This window comes from Sphingopyxis indica, assembly GCF_032879645.1.
In the GTDB taxonomy this organism is placed as follows: Bacteria; Pseudomonadota; Alphaproteobacteria; order Sphingomonadales; family Sphingomonadaceae; genus Sphingopyxis; species Sphingopyxis indica.
Genome location: NZ_CP076394.1, coordinates 592154 through 610340 on the forward strand (window position 1 = coordinate 592154; position 18187 = coordinate 610340).

At 66.1% G+C, this 18187-nt stretch carries 13 protein-coding genes; 4 read left to right on the plus strand and 9 right to left on the minus strand.

Going from position 1 to position 18187, the window contains the following annotated elements; all coding sequences use genetic code 11:
• Positions 1-262: 262 nt before the first annotated feature.
• The 4 genes from KNJ79_RS02765 to KNJ79_RS02780 form a co-directional block, all read right to left on the minus strand.
• A complete protein-coding gene (locus KNJ79_RS02765; protein ID WP_317152710.1) occupies positions 263-1657 on the minus strand; it encodes an HlyD family type I secretion periplasmic adaptor subunit in 1395 nt (464 codons plus the stop codon).
• Positions 1654-3822 (minus strand): type I secretion system permease/ATPase, encoded by a 2169-nt coding sequence (locus tag KNJ79_RS02770; RefSeq protein ID WP_317152711.1) that lies wholly within the window; start codon positions 3820-3822, stop codon positions 1654-1656. Before KNJ79_RS02770 ends, KNJ79_RS02765 begins: the two co-directional genes overlap by 4 nt.
• Positions 3819-5507 (minus strand): TolC family outer membrane protein, encoded by a 1689-nt coding sequence (locus KNJ79_RS02775; RefSeq protein WP_317152712.1) that lies wholly within the window; start codon positions 5505-5507, stop codon positions 3819-3821. Before KNJ79_RS02775 ends, KNJ79_RS02770 begins: the two co-directional genes overlap by 4 nt.
• Positions 5508-6049: 542 nt before the next feature.
• Positions 6050-7063 carry an XdhC family protein gene (locus KNJ79_RS02780; RefSeq protein ID WP_317152713.1) on the minus strand — a complete coding sequence of 338 codons (1014 nt, stop codon included), beginning with the start codon at positions 7061-7063 and terminating at the stop codon, positions 6050-6052.
• Between KNJ79_RS02780 and KNJ79_RS02785 the strand changes: the two genes are divergently transcribed.
• Positions 7064-7687, plus strand: a complete 624-nt coding sequence (locus KNJ79_RS02785; protein ID WP_317152714.1) for a nucleotidyltransferase family protein — start codon at positions 7064-7066, stop codon at positions 7685-7687.
• Positions 7688-7700: 13 nt separating this feature from the next.
• On the opposite strand, the gene paoC is transcribed toward KNJ79_RS02785, so the two are convergent.
• From paoC to paoA, 3 genes are read right to left on the minus strand one after another with little or no spacing between them, the layout of a single operon-like run.
• Complete coding sequence (gene paoC, locus KNJ79_RS02790) at positions 7701-9908, minus strand: aldehyde oxidoreductase molybdenum-binding subunit PaoC (protein WP_317152715.1); 2208 nt, start codon at positions 9906-9908, stop codon at positions 7701-7703.
• A 3-nt stretch (positions 9909-9911) separates the two neighbouring features.
• Positions 9912-10862, minus strand: a complete 951-nt coding sequence (locus tag KNJ79_RS02795; RefSeq protein WP_317152716.1) for an FAD binding domain-containing protein — start codon at positions 10860-10862, stop codon at positions 9912-9914.
• A complete protein-coding gene (paoA, locus tag KNJ79_RS02800; RefSeq protein WP_089216827.1) occupies positions 10859-11494 on the minus strand; it encodes an aldehyde dehydrogenase iron-sulfur subunit PaoA in 636 nt (211 codons plus the stop codon). The genes KNJ79_RS02795 and paoA overlap by 4 nt, the downstream gene beginning before the upstream one ends.
• Positions 11495-11772: 278 nt before the next feature.
• Here paoA and KNJ79_RS02805 point away from each other — a divergent pair, with 278 nt between their 5' ends.
• The 3 genes from KNJ79_RS02805 to KNJ79_RS02815 all read left to right on the plus strand — a co-directional run bounded on the left by KNJ79_RS02805 (position 11773) and on the right by KNJ79_RS02815 (position 15545).
• Entirely contained in the window at positions 11773-13656 is a 1884-nt protein-coding gene (locus tag KNJ79_RS02805) for an ABC-F family ATP-binding cassette domain-containing protein (protein ID WP_317152717.1), read from the plus strand.
• 255 nt (positions 13657-13911) lie between these two features.
• Positions 13912-15003, plus strand: coding sequence for a 4-hydroxyphenylpyruvate dioxygenase (gene hppD / locus KNJ79_RS02810; RefSeq protein WP_317153847.1), 1092 nt, complete (start codon positions 13912-13914; stop codon positions 15001-15003).
• Positions 15000-15545 carry a VOC family protein gene (locus KNJ79_RS02815; RefSeq protein WP_317152718.1) on the plus strand — a complete coding sequence of 182 codons (546 nt, stop codon included), beginning with the start codon at positions 15000-15002 and terminating at the stop codon, positions 15543-15545. The genes hppD and KNJ79_RS02815 overlap by 4 nt, the downstream gene beginning before the upstream one ends.
• Positions 15546-15670: 125 nt before the next feature.
• Here the strand turns inward: KNJ79_RS02815 and KNJ79_RS02820 are convergent, their stop codons facing one another.
• Entirely contained in the window at positions 15671-16321 is a 651-nt protein-coding gene (locus KNJ79_RS02820) for a YqaA family protein (RefSeq protein ID WP_317153848.1), read from the minus strand.
• Positions 16322-16531: 210 nt separating this feature from the next.
• Entirely contained in the window at positions 16532-18124 is a 1593-nt protein-coding gene (purH, locus tag KNJ79_RS02825) for a bifunctional phosphoribosylaminoimidazolecarboxamide formyltransferase/IMP cyclohydrolase (protein ID WP_317152719.1), read from the minus strand.
• Positions 18125-18187 lie beyond the last annotated feature (63 nt).

Consider the following 18187-nt stretch of genomic DNA (forward strand, 5'->3'; position numbering starts at 1 on the left):
AGTTCGGAATCAACCGCACCCGCCTTAGCGCTTATTCCCGTGCAATTGGCATTGGCGCAGGCAGATGTTAGCAGCATGGTCGGGACAAAGAGCCCAATCCCTAGCGCCGCATTTTCCAACGTGTCTGAGTTTCTCACCGACGCACCGCCCCCACGATCCTGAATATTAATAAGAAGCCGATTTATCGGCGATCGTCAATCACGGGTTTGTGCCGTTCTGGATGTATAAAGGAAATCCGCCAGAAGCCTCTGTGCTGATGCTGTTAGCGTTCGCGTCCTGCCTGCGAAATACTCGTCTGGAGTGGGCTTAATAGATAGCTAATGATTCGCCGAGTTCCGGTCTTCACGTCGACCGTCGCCGCCAACCCAGGCGATAGCGCATATCGCTTTCCATCGGCATCGACGAAACCCCGATCAAGCGTCACCGTGACCATATAGACCAGCCCGAGATCCTTGTCCTGAACAGCATCGCTGCTGATCCTGGCGACGCGTCCGGGCACCGCGCCGTAGCGGGTGAACGGGAAGGCCTCGAGCTTGACTGCTGCCTCCTGACCGACACGAACGAAGCCGACATCCTTGTTGAGCATCTTCGCCCGGACTTCGAGCGCCCCACGCGCGGGCACGACTGTCATCAGCGGCTTCGCCGCTTCGACGACGCCGCCGACGGTGTGAACCTCAAGGTTCTGAACCGTTCCGTCCACTGGCGCAACGAGCCGCTGGAAGCGGTTCATCTGCCGCGCCTTGGTTACCTCTTCGCGCCGCAGGATCGCTTCCGCCTCGGCCTTGGCGAGATCGGCCAACGCGGTGCGTAATGCCTGTTCGCGCGTCTCGCGGATCTGCTGTCCGGCCTTGCGCGCCTCCGCCTCGCCGCGACTGATCTGAGTCAGCGCAACCTCGCGTTCGCCGGCTTCGGCCCGCCGTTGACGCTGGAGTTCAAGAAGTCGTTGCCCGGGCGCATAGCCTTTAGCGTCGAGCCGATTCATCCGTTCGATCTGGCGATCAAGGATCGGCACGGTGTCAGCGAGCCGTGCAGCATTGGCGCGTGCGGCGTTGGCATCCGACAATGCAGTGGCGCGCGCCGAAGCTAGGCTCGCCGCCGTTGCCTCGATCTCGGCGAGTTGCGCCGCAATCAGGCGACGCTGCGTCATCGCGATCTCCGGCGGGGTTCCCGGTGGTGCGATGAAGTTCAGCCCGCGACCCGACAGCGCGTCGGCGATGGCGCGGTTCCTTGCGATTTCCAATTCGGCCGTGGCCAAGGCTTTTTCGGCCGCGGCAAGGTCAGCACCGACGATCGTCGGGTCGAGGTCAAGCAGCGCTTGTCCCTTGTGGACGACATCACCGCCGCGAACGTAGATCGCCCGCACCACGCCCGCGCCAGGTGACTGGACAAGCTTGATATTGCCGGTGGGGATCAGCGTGCCCGGCGCGGAGGCTACGACGTCGACGCGGCCAAAAACCGTCCATGCGATCGTGATGGTCAAGCCGATCATCAGTACCCAGGCGGTGACACGGGCGGTCGGCGACACTGGCTTCTCGGCGACCTCAAGCGCTGCGGGCAGGAAATCCACTTCGCGCGTTGGAATGAAGCTGCGCTTACGCTCGCGCTCCGTCCGCCACGCCTCTTTCAACACCTCCCAATGATAGCTCCATCCGCTCATGCCCTGACGCCCCCGCTCTGCCGCCGATGCAGGTCGGCATAGCGTCCGTTCGCCGCGAGTAGCTGTTCATGCGATCCGCGCTCGACAATACGCCCCGCCTCGAGCGTGATCAGATTGTCGCATTGCCGTACCGCGGACAAGCGGTGCGCGATAATGATAACGGTGCGGCCCGCCGCCATTGCCTTAAGGTTGCGCTGGATGATCTCCTCGCTTTCGGCGTCGAGTGCGCTTGTCGCCTCATCGAGGATCAGAATGCGCGGTTGCGTGACGAGGGCACGCGCGATCGCCAGCCGCTGGCGCTGTCCGCCCGAGAGGTTGGTGCCCCGCTCCTCGACGGGCGTGTCGTATCCTTGGGGCAGCTTGACGATGAACTCATGCGCGCCGGCAAGCTCCGCGGCCGCCATGACCTGTTCGAGCGGCATCGCCGGATTTGCAAGTGCGATATTCTCACGGATCGAGCGATTGAACAGGAGATTTTCCTGGAGCACCACGCCGATTTGCCGGCGCAGCCACGCGGGATCGATCTGAGCGACATCGACGCCATCGATCAGGACTCGTCCCGCTGCGGGCACGTAGAGACGCTGGAGCAGTTTGGTCAGCGTCGATTTGCCGGAACCCGATGATCCGACGATGCCGAGCGTCGTGCCCGCCGGGACGACAAGTTCGATCGTGTCCAGCGTCCACGGACCCTCCAGGCCATAACGGAATTTGACGCCATCGAATTCGACCTCACCCTTCAGCGCGGGCAGGGCAACACGGCTTCCGGTCCCCGGCTCGACCGGCTGGTTCAGGACGTCGCCGAGACGTTCGACCGCAATCCGCACCTGCTGGAAATCCTGCCAGAGCTGCGCCATACGGATCACAGGACCTGAGACGCGCTGCGCGAACATGTTGAAGGCAACGAGCGCGCCGACCGTCATATCCTTGTCGATCACCGCCTTGGCGCCGAAGTAGAGGATCAGCACCATGTTGATCTTCGAGATCAACTGGATGAGCTGGCTGCCGGTGTTGGAAAGGTTGATGACCTTCTGCGAGGCGAAGCTGTAACCTGCAAGCTGACGTTCCCAGCGGTCCTGCCACTGCGGCTCGACCGCGCCCGCCTTCACCGTCTGGATACCGCCGATGCTCTCGACGAGCAGCGCGTTGTTGGCCGCCGATCGCTCGAACTTCTCCTCGATCCGCGCACGCAGCGGACCGGTGATGAAGACCGCGACCGCGATGTAGCAGGGGATGGCCAGCACCGCGACGACGAAGAGCTTCGCCGAATAGAACCACATCACGATCAGAAAGACGATCGTGAAGAGCGGGTCGACGAGGACGCTCAAGGACGCGTTGGTCAGAAATTCGCGGATCGTCTCCAACTGGCGGACGCGCATCGCGACATCGCCAACCCGCCGCGCCTCGAAATAAGCGAGATTGAGGCCAAGCAGATGACGGAAGAGCTTCGCGCCAAGCTCGACGTCGATCTTCTGGCTCGTCTCCGAATAGAGCCGGGTGCGAAGCCATCCGAACAGCGTCTCCCATATCGACACGACGCCGAAGCCAATAACGAGGATCGTCAACGTATCGAGGGTGTTGTGAACAAGAACCTTGTCGATCACATTCTGGAAGAAGAGCGGCGAGGCGAGCCCGAGCAGATTGATCGCCAGCGTAACCAGCAGCACCTCGCCGATCAGCCGGCGATATTTGACGATCTGCGGGATGAACCAGGAGACGTCGAACGCACGCGTCACGCCGCCGATGCCCTCGCGCGTCGTGACCAGCAGAAGTTCGCCCGACCACATCGCCCCGAGCGCGGAGCGCTCGACTTTCATCACTTGCGGCTGGACGCCATCGCTGCTCTTGCACGGCGGCTGGATCAGCGCCTCGTCGTCACCGACGCGCGCGATGATGAACCAGCCCTCCGGCCCGTTCGCCATGGCGGGCAGCGGCGTCTGCTTCAGCTTGTCCCAGGTCGAGCGCACCGATTTCGCGCGCACGTCATCCTGACGCTGGGCAATACGCTTCAGGTCATCGGCATCGATCGCGCGGTCGTGGCCGACACCGTGCCTGAGCTGGTTCGGATCAACCGCGATCCGGTGCAGCGCAAGAATGGTGGCGTAGGCGATCAACCCGCTGTCATCGCGCTCGCCGAGGGCGGATCGGGGCGCCTCGTCCTTGGTCATTGCGCGCCTTCCTCTGAGACGGTGCCGCCGTGCCTGATAAGGTCACGCGGCTGATCGGACGTGCTTGGCGGCAGCAGCTTGTGATCGGTGACGGATGCGGGCCTGTCGATGCGCTGCGGCCGCGCGGCCGGCGCACCAATACTGTCGATCGCGCGGAATACCGCGTCGCTTGGGAGTCCGCCGCGCCGTGCGGCGCGGTGCGTATAGTCTGCCGGATCATAGACCGGCGACGCAGCAAGCAATTGGCGCGCTTCGAGCTTTCCCAAATGGCGAAGCAGAACGGCCTGCGCGACATAGCGGTCGCGCTTGCTGTCCAGCAGGGCCACTTCCGTCTCACGCAGCGAGTTTTGCGCGTAAAGCACGTCGAAGGTCGATCGCAACCCTTCGCGATACTCCTCGTACGTCCCTTCGTAGTAGATTCGCGCCGCCTTGAGCTGAAGCTTCTGCGCCTCAAAGTTGCGATCCGCGGTCACCCACTGGTTCCAGGCATTGATTACTACCTGCACCATCTGCCGGTGGGTCGCTTCGACCCGCAGCGCATCGGCAGTCTGCCGATTCTTCGCCTGCGCAACCAGCGAACGCACGCGGCCGCCCGAGACGATCGGGATGCTCAGAGTTGCTCGACCAGTGAAGGTCACATCATGCTCGCGCCGGTTGAATGGAACCGCCGGACCATTCGTCCCGGCGATGCCCTGGATCGACAGTTGCGGATTGCCCTCGGCCCGCGCCGCGGCGATCCGAGCGCGCGACGATCGTTCGGTCGCGATCGCCGCCGCAAGATCGGGATTTGCAGCCTCCGCCAGAGCGAAAGCCGCATCGGCGCTTTGAGGCAGACCGGGAAGCGCAGGTTCTTCCGCGAGCTTGCCCGGTTCGCGTCCGACGATTGCAACAAAGGCTGCGATGCTCGCTTCCAACTGGGCCTCGGCCGAATTGCGCTGAACGCGCGCGGCCTGCAACTGCGTTTCGGCCTGTGCGATGTCGGTGCGCGTGAGTTCGCCCGCGTCACGCCGCGCTACGATTTCGTCGAGCGTCTCTTCGAGGATGTGCAGATTCTTGAGACGAATGGACAGGGCGCGCCGGTCCCGACGGACGTCGCTATAGGCGGCGATCAGGTCGACGAGCAGATCGCCTTCGGCGCCGCGCAGGACTTCGCGGCCTGCCGCGCTGGCTGCCGTGGCAGCGCGCACTGCTCCGCGCACACGGCCTCCGGTCGTGATCGGTTGATCGATGACCAATTGCGTCGCCACGCTGTTCCGCTGGATATGCGGGTCATTGAGCCGGTCGGAAAGAGGTCTGCCGGCCTGGGTGATCGAGCCGGGCAGGATATAGTCATAATTGCCAGAGACCTGCATTCGCGCGGTGGGCCGAATCCCCGACAGCGCGATCCCGATTTCATCGTCGGTGGCGCGAAGGTCATAACGCCGCGCCGCGAGCCCCGGATTGGATACCAGCGTCTCGGCTATAGCGGCGGCAAGGCTATCGTCCGGCTTGCCGGTTGCGGTCTCCTCGTCGTCGAAAGACAATACAGGTTCGGGATATTTGTCGTGGACGCTGTTGAGTCCCGCTTCCTGGGCCGAGACGGGTGCAATCAAGAGCAACGCCAGAATCGAGGCGATCCCGGCTTTGGCTTGCCAGCTTCGATGATGCCGTGTCACGTTGCGGAGCCGTTCAGGCTTAGACGCCATGACCCGGTGTCAGTACCGCGAACGCTCGTTCGTATTGAAGAAGAAATTACATGCTGACGCCTCAAAACCCGCCAGCGCCGATACTGCCCGCAACGCAAACTCTTGTGCCCCCACACAGGCCCGACGGATCGTCAGGCTGTGGTATTTCAATTGATTACAATTATCTCTGAGTCAATCGGCAGATTGAGCCTATTCGGTTGAATTCAGTAGAGCGTCATTGTGAGGATCGAGATATGTAGTTCGCATTGGCGAACTCGCGTCTAAGAGAAGCCGTCAACCGTAGCCCGGTATTATGGAAAACGGCCGATTTCATGGCGCTGCAGATGGTTCAAATCCCTATCGCGAGCGAGTTATAATAAAGGTGTGCCTGGGAACGCGGGAATCCAGTGTGGGTTAGCCGACGCACGCCTTGGATATCCGCTTTCGCTGGAATGACGATATAAGGCGCAGAATGCCCCTAGCGGTCGTGAACGGACGATAGCGTCTTTTGAATATGCCCAAACGACAGTCGGCTGCTCCAGTCGGGGCTGCTTGGGTGATCGTCAATCGTGCCCGAACGGGATTTGGCGTTTAGCGGCATCGCTTGCTGTAACGCCATGCTCGCGCGAAACGCCGGCGACGCTCGTGCCTGCCCCGAATATTTCGACGATTTCGGCGACGATCGAGAGCGCGAGCGTTGCGGGGTCGCGGGTTGAGGGGATCAGGCCGACGTGCGGCCTGAGCGCGGCGAGCGCCGTGCGGTCGACACCGTTCGCCGCCAGCATCCCGCGCCGCGCGGCCTGCGCGCGCGGGCTTCCCACTGCGCCGATATAGAAGGCGGGCTGCGCGAGCGCCCAGGGGAGCAGCGTCTCCTCCCAATCGCGATCGTGGAACAGAAAGATGAATGCCGTCGAGGCATCCGACCGCAGCGCGGGCAGCCTGTGGCGCGTCGCGAGGTGGCGCGCCGCGATGCCTTGGCATTCGAGCGCGGCGACATCGCGCGGCAGCGGCGAAAAGGCGAGCGTTTCGGCGCCGTAAAATTGCGCGAGCCGCGCGGTCGCGATCAGATCCTCGCCCTGCCCGATCGCGACGATGCGCAGCCGCGGCGGGTAGCGAAGCGCGAAACAGTCGCCGCTCCATCCCGTTTCGACGTCGGCCTGGGCCGCATGGACGCCGCGCGGCGACAGGATCAGTCCGCCGCCTTGCCGCGCGTCGATCCGCGCCAGCGCCGCGTCGATCGCCGCGCGGTCGGGGCGCGGGGTGAAGAGCAGGTCGATGCCGCCGCCGCACGGCAGGCGCACGTCGATATAGGGCGACCCCGCGCCGAAGCGCACCAGCTTCGCCCGATCGGCGGCGAGGACGCCGCGCGCCTCGGCGACCACTGCCGCTTCGATGCAGCCGCCCGAGAAGGAGCCGATCGAACGGCCGTCTTCGGCGACCGCCATCTGCGCCCCGATCGCGCGCGGCGACGAACCTTCGATTGCCGCCAGGGTAACGAGCGCCGCCGCCACGCCCTCATCGGCGCACGCGCCCACGAAGCGCAGAATATCGTCGGGACGGATTGCCAAGCCGGTCATTTGGCTGGCATTCCTGCGGCCGTGCGCAGCGCGCGGCGCGTGGGAGAGCAGGCGATGATCGAACCCGAGGCAATTGCGGCGGTCCTGCTCGCCGCGGGCCGATCGCAGCGCTTCGGCGCGCGCGACAAGCTCGCCGAACCGCTCGGCGGGGTGCCGCTCGCGCTCCACGCCGCGCGGCGTATCGCGGTCCTCGACGCCGGGGTGCGGATCGCCGTGTGCGCCGAGGAAAGCCCGCTCGCCGGCGAGTTCGCACGCCTCGGCTTTGCGATAAAGGTCAATGCGGAGCCCGAGTTCGGCCTGTCGCACTCGCTCGCGCTCGGTATCGAAGCGGCAGCTGTAGCCGGGGCAAGGGCGGCCCTCGTGCTGCTCGGCGACATGCCCTTCGTGCGCACGGACCATTTGCGCGCGCTGCTCGCCGGCTTCGACCCCGACGAAGCGCCCGTCGTGGCGTCGGCGCGCGAGGGCATCGCGATGCCCCCGGCGCTCTTCGCGCGGTCCTTGTTCGACACCCTCCGCGACAGCAGCGGCGATCGCGGCGGCCGTGCGCTGCTCGGCGCGGCGCGGCTCGTCGCGGCGCCGGCGGCCGAACTCGCCGACATCGACCGTCCGGCCGACCTCCGCTGACGGCCCCGCCCGGTCATGCGATCGCGGGCAGTCCGCCCAGCAGCTTGTCGAGCGTGACCGGATAGTCGCGCACGCGCACCCCGGTCGCATTATAGACCGCGTTGGCGACCGCCGCCGCAACGCCGCAGATGCCAAGCTCGCCGACGCCCTTCGCCTTCATCGGCGAGGTCGTCGGGTCGGTTTCGTCGAGGAAGATCACCTCCTGATGCGGGATGTCGGCGTGGACGGGCACCTCATAGCCCGCAAGGTCGTGGTTGACGAAGAAACCGAAGCGTTTGTCGACCGCCAGCTCCTCCATCAAGGCGGCGCCCGCGCCCATCGTCATCGCGCCGATCACCTGGCTGCGCGCGGCCTTGGGGTTCAGGATGCGCCCCGCGGCGCACACCGCGAGCATACGGCGGATGCGGATCTCGCCGGTCGCGGCATCGACCCCGACCTCGCAGAAATGCGCGCCGAAGGTCGATTGCTGATATTTGTCGGCAAGGTCGCCATATTCCATCCTGTCCTCGGCGACGAGGCCGGCATCGCCCGCCGCTTCGCCGAGCGATACGCGGCGGTCACCCGAGCGTATTTCGCCATCGACGAATTCGGCGTCGGCGGCGTTGAGGCCAAGCTTCGCCGCCACCGCTTCGCGCAGCTTGGCGCAGGCGGCATAGACGCCCGCGGTCGAGCTGTTCGCCCCCCACTGCCCGCCCGATCCTGCCGAAACGGGGAAGGCCGAATCGCCGAGTTTCACGACGACCTTGTCGAGCGGCACGCCCATCATCTCGGCCGCGGTCTGCGCGATGATCGTATAGCTGCCGGTGCCGATGTCGGTCATGTCGGTCTCGACCGTCACCACCCCCGCCTTGTCGAGTCGCACCCGCGCCGCGGAGGTCGCATTGATATTGTTGCGGAAGGCGGCGGCGACGCCCATGCCGGTCAGCCAGCGCCCGTCGCGCGTTGCACCGGGTTTCGCGCTGCGCTTCGCCCAGCCGAATTTGCCGGCGCCGGTCGTCAGGCATTCGTTGAGTTGGCGCTGCGAGAAAGGCCGCTCGGGCTTTTCGGGATCGACCTGTGTGTCGTTGAGGATGCGGAAGTCGATCGGGTCCATTCCCAGCTTTTCGGCCATTTCGTCCATCGCGATCTCGAGCGCCATCAGCCCCGGCGCTTCGCCCGGCGCGCGCATCGCATTGCCTTCGGGCAGGTCGAGCACCGCGAGCCGCATCTTCGTCATCCGGTTGGGACCGGCATAGAGGAGGCGCGTCTGGCCGACCGCGGTTTCGGGGCCGCCGCCGGGCAGGTCGCCCGACCAGCTTTCGTGCCCGATCGCGGTGATCTTGCCGTCCTTCGTTGCGCCGAGCCGGATGCGCTGGATCGTCGCGGGGCGGTGCGTCGTATTATTGGCGATGAAGGGGCGGGGCAGGGCGATCTTCACCGGCCGCTTAGCCGCCTTCGCGCCGAGCGCCGCCATCAGCGCGTCGGCGCGGATGAACAGCTTGCCGCCGAAACCGCCGCCGATATAGGGCGAGACGAGGCGGATATTCTCCTTGGGGATGCCGAGCGTCTTTGCCATGTCGCCGACCGACCAGGCGACCATCTGGTTCGCGGTCCACAGCGTCAGCCTGTCGCCCTCCCACGCCGCGATCGTCGCGTGCGGTTCCATCATCGCATGGCTGTGATCGGGGGTCGTGTAACGCGCGTCGAGCGTCACCGGCGCGGCGGCGAAGGCGGCGTCGAAATCGCCGACCGCGGTGTCGGCGATCGTCCCGAACATCGGCTTGGGCGGGGCGGCCGAATCCATCGCGGCAGTAAGATCGAAGGCGCCCCTGGCGCGCGCATAGTCGGCACGGACGAGCGCCGCGGCGGCGCGCGCCTGTTCGAACGTCTCGGCGACGACGAGCGCGATCGCCTGGTGATAATGTTCGATGTCGGGGCCGCCGAGCAGCTTTGCGGTGTTGAAATCGCCCTTGCCGAGCGTGCCGGCATTGGCCGCGGTAACGATCGTCAGCACGCCGGGCGCGGCTTCGGCATCGGCGGTGTCGACCGACACGAGCCGCCCCTTGGCGATCGCCGATCCGACGATGAAGCCATAGGCGGCGTTGGCGGGAATATCCCTTTGCTCATAGGCATAGGGCGCGGCGCCCGTGGTCTTGAGCGGGCCGTCGATGCGGTTTGTCGGCTTGCCGATCACCTTGAGCCGGTCGATCGGGTTGGTCGTCGCGGGCGTGTCGAATTTCATGGCTCAACCCTTCGCTTCGGCCAGCACCCCGGCGAGCGTTCGCTCGACCAGCGGCAGCTTGTAGGCGTTATCGTGACTCGGCTTCGCACCGGCGAGCAGCCCGCTCGCGACGGCTTTCGCGCCGCGCGGCATGTCGGCCTCGGCCGCCTCGACGCGCCACGGCTTGTGCGCGACGCCGCCGAGCGCGACGCGCCCGCTGCCGTCCTTCTGCACCACCGCCGCGACCGAGATCAGCGCAAAGGCGTAGGAGGCGCGGTCGCGCACCTTGTGATAGATATGCGTGCCGCCCATGGGCTTCGGCAGCGTCACCGCGGTGATCAGCTCGCCGGGCTCGAGCATGGTTTCGAGATGCGGCGTGGTCCCCGGCGCGCGGTAGAAATCGGCGATCGGGATCGCGCGCGCCTTGCCCGCCGCGTCGACCGTTTCGACGCTGGCGTCGAGCGCGCGCATCGCGACCGCCATGTCGCTCGGATGCGTCGCGATGCACGCCTCGCTCGCGCCGACCACCGCCAGGGTGCGGCTTACCCCGCCGATCGCGGCGCAGCCGCTGCCCGGCTGGCGCTTGTTGCACGGCTGGTTGGTGTCATAGAAATAGGGGCAGCGCGTGCGCTGGAGCAGATTGCCGGCGGTCGTCGCCTTGTTGCGCAGCTGCCCCGACGCGCCCGCGACGAGCGCGCGGGTGAGCAGGCCATAGTCGCGCCGCACGCGGGCATCGGCGGCAAGGTCGGTATTGCGCACCATCGCGCCGATGCGCAGCCCGCCCTCTTTCGTCGGCTCGATCGTATCGAGCGCGAGGCGGCTGACGTCGATCAGATGCGCCGGCGTTTCGATCTGCAACTTCATCAGGTCGAGCAGGTTCGTGCCGCCCGCGATGAAGCGTGCGCCCGGCGCCTTGGCAAAGGCCGCGGTCGCCCCGGCGGGCGTCGCCGCGCGTTCATAGGTGAAGGCCTTCATGCCTGCCTCCCCGCGACCTCGGTGATCGCCTCCAATATGTTCGAATAGGCGCCGCAGCGGCAGATATTGCCGCTCATCCGCTCGCGAATTTCCATATTCGTCGCCTCGGCAGGCGCGGTCAGGTCGCCGGTGACGTGGCTGGGGATTCCCGCCTCGATCTCTTCGAGCACCGCGACCGCCGAGCAGATTTGCCCCGGCGTGCAATAGCCGCATTGATAGCCGTCGTGGACGATGAAGGCCGCCTGCATCGGGTGCAGGTCGTCGGGGGTGCCGAGCCCCTCGATCGTCGTCACCGTGTCGCCATCGTGCATCACCGCGAGCGACAGGCAGCTGTTGATCCGCCGGCCATCGACGATCACCGTGCAGGCGCCGCATTGGCCATGGTCGCAGCCCTTCTTGGTCCCGGTCAGCTGAAGATGCTCGCGCAGCGCGTCGAGCAGGGTGGTGCGCGTATCGAGTTCGAGTTCGCGCGCCTCGCCGTTCACCGTCAGCGCGATCCTGGCCATCGACGGCGCGGGCTGGGCAGAGGCGGTCTTTGCACGGGCAGCGGGGATGGTGGTCACCGCCGCTGACGCTGCGCTGGCGGCGAGCATGCCGCGCCTGGACATCTCAAAATCTCCTGGGGACTGCATGGCATTCTCCGAGTGTCGCATTTACGAGGAGGCCGTGTGGGTTCGGCGTGCCGCCGTCGGGCGGCTGGAACTTGTCGGGACTGGGCAGGTTCGAATATTCGGGATCGTGGCGCGATGATAGCATGAGCGTCCTCCGGCGGCCAGCGCCGCGTTGGTCGATAATGCACCGACGCTGCGCGGCGATCCTTCGAACAACCAACGCCCCCTCGCGCGGGTTCCGCGAGCGCGGGCATCCAGCCCCTTGGGCTCGCGAGCGCGCCGTGCTAGGCGGCGCGGCCATGCTGACGATCAACGGCCTTACCGTGCGCCTCGGCGGGCGCACCATCCTCGACCGCGCGAGCGCGAGCCTGCCGGCAAAGAGCCGGACCGGGCTGATCGGGCGCAATGGCGCGGGCAAGTCGACCCTGATGAAGGCGATGATCGGCAGCCTCGAAGGCGACGAGGGCGGCATCGAAATGCCGCGCAAGACGCGCATCGGCTATATCGCACAGGAAGCGCCGAGCGGCAGCGCGACGCCGTTCGAGACCGTGCTCGCCGCCGATGGCGAGCGCGCCGAATTGATCGCGGCGTCGGAAACCGAAACCGACCCGCACAGGCTCGGCGACATCCACGAGCGGCTGATCGCGATCGACGCCTATACCGCACCGGCGCGCGCCGCGCGCATTCTCGGCGGCCTCGGCTTCGACGAGGCGATGCAGGCGCAGCCGCTCGATAGCTTCTCGGGCGGGTGGAAGATGCGCGTCGCGCTCGCGGCTTTGCTTTTCTCGAACCCCGACCTGCTGCTGCTCGACGAGCCGTCGAACCACCTCGATCTCGAAGCGACGATGTGGCTCGAAAGTTTCCTGCGCGCCTATCCGGGGCAGCTCGTCGTGATCAGCCACGAACGCGACCTTTTGAACAATGTCGTCGATCATATCCTCCACCTCGAAGGCGGCAAGGTGACGCTCTATCCGGGCGGTTACGACGCATTCGAACGCCAGCGCGCCGAGCGCGTCGCACAACTCGCCGCGGCGAAGGCGGCGCAGGATGCGCAGCGCGCCAAGCTGCAGGACTATATCGCACGCAACAGCGCGCGCGCCTCGACCGCGAAGCAGGCGCAGTCGCGCGCGAAACAATTGGCCCGAATGCAGCCGATCGCCGCGCTCACCGAGGACCCCAGTCTGGTGTTCGATTTTCCGAGCCCTGCCGACGAGCTGAAGCCGCCGCTGATCACGCTCGATTATGCGAGCGTCGGCTATACGCCGGGCGAGCCGGTGCTGCGGCGCCTCAACCTGCGCATCGACCCCGACGACCGCATCGCGCTGCTGGGACGCAACGGCAACGGCAAGACGACGCTCGCGCGCCTGCTCGCGGCGCAGCTCAAGCCCGAGGAAGGCGGGGTGGCGGTCGCGGGCAAGATGCGCGTCGGCTATTTCACGCAATATCAGGTCGAGGAACTCGACGGCGCCGATACGCCGCTTGGAGCGATGACACGCGTGATGGCGGGCAAGACGCCGGGCGCGGTGCGTGCGCAACTGGGGCGCTTCGGCTTTTCGGGCGACAAGGCGACGACCGAGGTGCGCAAGCTGTCGGGCGGCGAACGCGCGCGGCTCGCGCTCGCGCTGATCACGCGCGACGCGCCGCACCTGCTCATCCTCGACGAGCCGACCAACCACCTCGACGTCGATGCGCGCGAGGCGCTGGTGCAGGCGCTGAACGGCTATGACGGCGCGGTGCTGATCGTCAGCCACGACCGCCACATGCTCGAAATGGCGGCCGACCGGCTGGTGCTCGTCGACGGCGGCACCGCGCGCGAGTTCGACGGGACGATGGACGACTATGTCGCCTTCATTTTGGGAAAATCGGCGGCGAACGACGATGCGAAGCCCGCGGCCAAGCCCAAGGATGCCAAGGCGGCGCGGCAGGAGGCCGCAAAGGCGCGCGAGGCGCAGGCGGCGCTGCGCAAGGCGGCGAAGGAACAGGAAGCGCGCGCGGCGGAACTCGCGGCGCAGATCAGCGCGATCGACCGCGCGATGTTCGATCCGGACGGCGCCGAACCCGCGCTCGCCAGTCTGACGATGGGCGACCTCGCGCAGCGCCGCGGCAAGCTGGCGGCCGAGTTGGAGGGGGTCGAGGCGGCGTGGATGGATGCGCTGGAGGCGATCGAGGAAGCGGCGGCGTAGGAAAGGGTTTCACGCGAAGATGCGAAGAGATCGCGCTCGCCGCGAAGCGGCCTTTCGCTTCGACGTCGCATCAAACGCAGCGTGAAATGAAATCGGGACCCATCGGTCCGAGCCATCGTCCTCGCGTCTTCGCGCCTTCGCGTGATTCAAAATTTCCTGCCCCTGCGTTTCTGATCGACGCCGGGAGGGCCGCATTGACTCGTCCGCCTCATTCCCTCATAATAGTTTCAATTGAAACCATATGAGGGAATGACCATGGCCGACCTGTTCGAAAATCCGCTGGGCCTCGACGGATTCGAATTCGTCGAATTCTCCGCCCCCGAAAAGGGGATTCTCGAACCGGTGTTCGAACGCATGGGCTTCACCCGCGTTGCGCGCCACCGGTCGAAGGACGTGCAATTGTGGCGCCAGGGCGACATCAACCTGATCGCCAATTACGAGCCCAGGTCGCCCGCCGCCTATTTCGCCGCCGAGCACGGCCCGTCGGCGTGCGGCATGGGCTGGCGCTGCCGCGACGCCGCCAAGGCCTATGCAGAGGCGATCGAACGCGGCGCCGAGCCGGCCCATGTCAAGACCGGCCCGATGGAACTGCGCCTGCCCGCGATCCGCGGCATTGGCGGGTCGATCATCTATCTGATCGACCGCTATGGTGACGACCTCAGCATCTACGACATCGACTTCGTCTACGAAGAGGGCGTCGACCGCCACCCGGTCGGCGCCGGGCTCAAGGTGATCGACCACCTGACGCACAATGTCTATGGCGGGCGCATGGCGCATTGGGCGGCGTTCTACGAACGTATCGCGGGCTTCCGCGAGATCCGCTATTTCGACATCAAGGGCGAATATACCGGGCTGACCTCGAAGGCGATGACCGCCCCCGATGGCAAGATCCGCATTCCGCTGAACGAGGAAGGTGCGGGCGGCGGCGGCCAGATCGAGGAATATCTTCGCGCCTATAATGGCGAGGGCATCCAGCACATCGCCTTTGCCTGTGACGATCTCTACGACGCGTGGGACAAGCTCGCCGCGCTCGGCAATCCGTTCGCGCCGTCGCCGCCCGAAACCTATTACGAACTGCTCGCCGAGCGCCTGCCGGGGCATGGCGAACCGGTCGAGGAACTGAAGGCGCGCGGCATATTGCTCGACGGCTCGACCACCGAGGGCGATCCGCGCCTTCTGCTCCAGATCTTCGGCCAGACGGTGATCGGCCCCGTTTTCTTCGAATTCATCCAGCGCAAGAAGGATGAGGGCTTCGGCGAAGGCAATTTCACCGCGCTCTTCAAGTCGATGGAACTCGACCAGATCCGCCGCGGCGCGCTGGCGGTCGAAAAGGAACCCGCCGAATGACCAGTCCGATCAAACTCGGCGGCGTTCACCACGCCGCCTACCGCTGCAAGGACGCGAAGGCGACGGTCGAATGGTACGAGGCCATGCTCGGCATGACCTACACGACCGCCTTTGCCGAGGATCATGTGCCCTCGACCGGCGAATATGATCCCTATATGCACGTCTTCCTCGACGCAGGCGGTGGCAATATCCTCGCCTTCTTCGAGTTGCCGAACCAGCCCGACATGGGACGCGACGAAAATACGCCCGCGTGGGTCCAGCATCTCGCCTTCAAGGTCGGAAGCTATGACGAGCTTGTCGCGGCCAAGGCGCATCTCGAAGCGAACGGCGTCGACGTGCTCGGCCCGACGCATCACGGCATCTTCAAGTCGATCTATTTCTTCGACCCCAATGGCCACCGCGTCGAGCTGGCGTGCGACATCGGCTCCGACGAGCAATATGCCGAACTCCGCCGCGTTGCGCCGCTGATGCTCGAGGAGTGGAGCCGGACCAAGAAGGCCCCGCGCCACGCCGACTGGCTGCATGCAGCGGCGAACGAATAGGCGCCGCGATATAATGTCCTGCGCCCCCGCGAAGGCGGGGGCACATCACCCGACTGCGCTATTCCGAACCGGCAGGAGATGGGTCCCCGCCTTCGCGGGGACACACGCGCTGTTGCGACTTGTCCCTATCTCCCCTCCAATCCGATGCTCTCCAGCGTCGCATGGCTGCACTTGTCGGCGGTCTTCTCGCCGCCGCCCGACAGCGCGCCGGCGATCAGGAAGCCGCCGACCACCGCGACCAGAAAGCCGCCCGCGACCCACGCGAGATATTTGTCGATGAACGCCTTGATCGGCGCCCCGAACAGCCGGAACAATATGCCGACGAGCAGGAAGGAAAAGGCGCGGCTCGCGAGGCTCGCCCACAGGAAGGTGACGAAATTCATGTGGATGAAGCCGGCGGTGATCGTCAGCAACTTGAACGGGATCGGCGTCGCGCCCTTCACCAATATGATTTCGGCCCCATAGTCGCGCAAATAGCAGGCCGCGGCGGGGAAGCTGCCGGTCAGTCCGAGCGCGCCGAGCAGCCACAGCCCGACGCTTTCATAGAGGAAATAGCCGATCGCATAGCCAAGGCAGCCGCCCGCGACCGACGCGAGCGTGCAGATGATCGCATAGCGTACCGCCTTCTTCGGCTCGGCGAGGCACATCAGGCCGAGCATCGGATGCGGCGGGATCGGAAAGAAGCTCGCCTCGACGAAGGAGACCAGCGCGAGCCAATATTCGGCGTGCGGATGCGCCGACTTCTCCATGGTCCAGTTGTAGAGATTCTGGATCATCGACTTGTTGCGGGTGGTGGCGGTCATGCGGGTCCTTTGCGTGCGCGGCCGGCGCAGCGCTTCTATGCCGCCCGCGTGGTGCGAAAGAAAGCCCCTGCAAGCTCCACTCGTCGCCCCAGCGAAAGCTGGGGCCGCCATCGGCCTTGTCCAACACCGACGAGCAAACCGCTAGCGGCCCCAGCTTTCGCCGGGGCGACGCGCACTATCGAATCAATGCCGGAAGTGCCGCATCCCGGTGAACAGCATCGCCAGCCCCGCCTCGTTCGCCGCGGCGATCACCTCGTCGTCGCGGATCGAGCCGCCCGGCTGGATCACGCAGGTCGCGCCGGCCTCGGCGGCGGCGAGCAGGCCGTCGGCGAAGGGGAAGAAGGCGTCGCTCGCGACCGCGCTGCCGACGGTGCGTGGGCTTGCCCAGCCCGCGGCCTCGGCCGCCTCGCGTGCGCGGACCGCGGCGATGCGCGACGAATCGCGGCGGTTCATCTGCCCCGCGCCGATCCCCGCGGTCGCGCCGCCCTTGGCATAGACGATCGCGTTCGACTTCACATGCTTGGCGACGGTCCAGGCGAAGAGCGCGTCGGCGATTTCCGCGTCGGTCGGCGTGCGCGTCGTCACGACCTTCAGATCGTCGCGGGTGATGCGGCCATTGTCGCGGGTCTGCGCGAGCCAGCCGCCGGTGATCGTCTTCATCACGAACCCGCCGCGCACCGGATCGGGCAGTTCGCCGGTGAGCAGCAGCCGGAGGTTCTTTTTCTTCGCAAAGATCGCGCGCGCATCGGCGTCGGCATCGGGGGCGACGACGACCTCGGTGAAGATGCCCGCGATCGCCTCGGCCGTCGCGCCGTCGAGCGGCCGGTTCAATGCGACGATCCCGCCGAAGGCCGACACGCTGTCGCAGGCGAGCGCTTCGTTCCATGCCTCGGTCAGCGTCGCCGCCGTCGCGACACCGCATGGGTTGGCGTGCTTGACGATCACGCAGGTCGGATCGGCCTCGCGGAACTCGGCGACGAGATCGAGCGCGGCGTCGGCGTCGTTGATATTATTGTAGCTCAGCTCCTTGCCCTGAACCTGGTTTGCCTGCGCAATGCCGCGCGCGGCGGGGCCGGCGGGAAGGTAGAGCGCCGCCTTCTGATGCGGATTCTCGCCATAGCGCAGCTCGCCGGCGAGCTTCGCGGTGAGCGGCAACGTGTCGGGGAAGAGCTTGCCCTGGTCGGCGAAGGCGAACCAGCTCGCGATCATCCCGTCATAGGTCGCGGTGTGGGCAAAGGCGGTCGCGGCGAGCCGCTTGCGCAGCGCCAGCGTGGTCGCGCCGCCGTTCGCGTCCATCTCCTCGATCAGCGCGGCATAATCCTGCGGTTCGGTGACGATGCCGACAAAGGCGTGGTTCTTGGCCGCCGAACGCACCATCGCGGGGCCGCCGATGTCGATATTCTCGATGATGTCGTCGCGCGGCGCGCCCTTGGCGACGGTCGCGGCGAAGGGGTAGAGGTTGACGACGACAAGGTCGATGGCACCGATGCCATGCGCGTCCATCGCGGCGACATGGCGCTCGTCGTCGCGCACCGCGAGGATGCCGCCGTGGACCGCCGGGTGCAGCGTCTTGACGCGGCCGTCCATCATCTCGGGAAAGCCCGTCAGGTCGGCGACATCGAGCACGTCATGCCCCGCCTCGCGCAGCGCCTTGGCGGTGCCGCCGGTCGATACCAGCTCGACGCCGTGGCGCACGAGCGCGGCGGCAAGCTCGGCGAGGCCCGCCTTGTCGCTGACGGACAGCAGGGCGCGGCGGACGGGAACGAGATCGGTCATGGGGAAGGCGGCCTTTTGCGAGACGGGAAAGACGCGGCTCCCCTAGGCGCGATGGAACGTCAG

Coding starts and splice junctions, on each gene's coding strand:
- KNJ79_RS02765 (WP_317152710.1), bottom strand. CDS start 1,657: ATGAGCGGATGGAGCTATCATTGGGAGGTGTTGAAAGAGGCGTGGCGG.
- KNJ79_RS02770 (WP_317152711.1), bottom strand. CDS start 3,822: ATGACCAAGGACGAGGCGCCCCGATCCGCCCTCGGCGAGCGCGATGAC.
- KNJ79_RS02775 (WP_317152712.1), bottom strand. CDS start 5,507: ATGGCGTCTAAGCCTGAACGGCTCCGCAACGTGACACGGCATCATCGA.
- KNJ79_RS02780 (WP_317152713.1), bottom strand. CDS start 7,063: ATGACCGGCTTGGCAATCCGTCCCGACGATATTCTGCGCTTCGTGGGC.
- paoC (WP_317152715.1), bottom strand. CDS start 9,908: ATGAAATTCGACACGCCCGCGACGACCAACCCGATCGACCGGCTCAAG.
- KNJ79_RS02795 (WP_317152716.1), bottom strand. CDS start 10,862: ATGAAGGCCTTCACCTATGAACGCGCGGCGACGCCCGCCGGGGCGACC.
- paoA (WP_089216827.1), bottom strand. CDS start 11,494: ATGCAGTCCCCAGGAGATTTTGAGATGTCCAGGCGCGGCATGCTCGCC.
- KNJ79_RS02805 (WP_317152717.1), top strand. CDS start 11,773: ATGCTGACGATCAACGGCCTTACCGTGCGCCTCGGCGGGCGCACCATC.
- hppD (WP_317153847.1), top strand. CDS start 13,912: ATGGCCGACCTGTTCGAAAATCCGCTGGGCCTCGACGGATTCGAATTC.
- KNJ79_RS02815 (WP_317152718.1), top strand. CDS start 15,000: ATGACCAGTCCGATCAAACTCGGCGGCGTTCACCACGCCGCCTACCGC.
- KNJ79_RS02820 (WP_317153848.1), bottom strand. CDS start 16,321: ATGATCCAGAATCTCTACAACTGGACCATGGAGAAGTCGGCGCATCCG.
- purH (WP_317152719.1), bottom strand. CDS start 18,124: ATGACCGATCTCGTTCCCGTCCGCCGCGCCCTGCTGTCCGTCAGCGAC.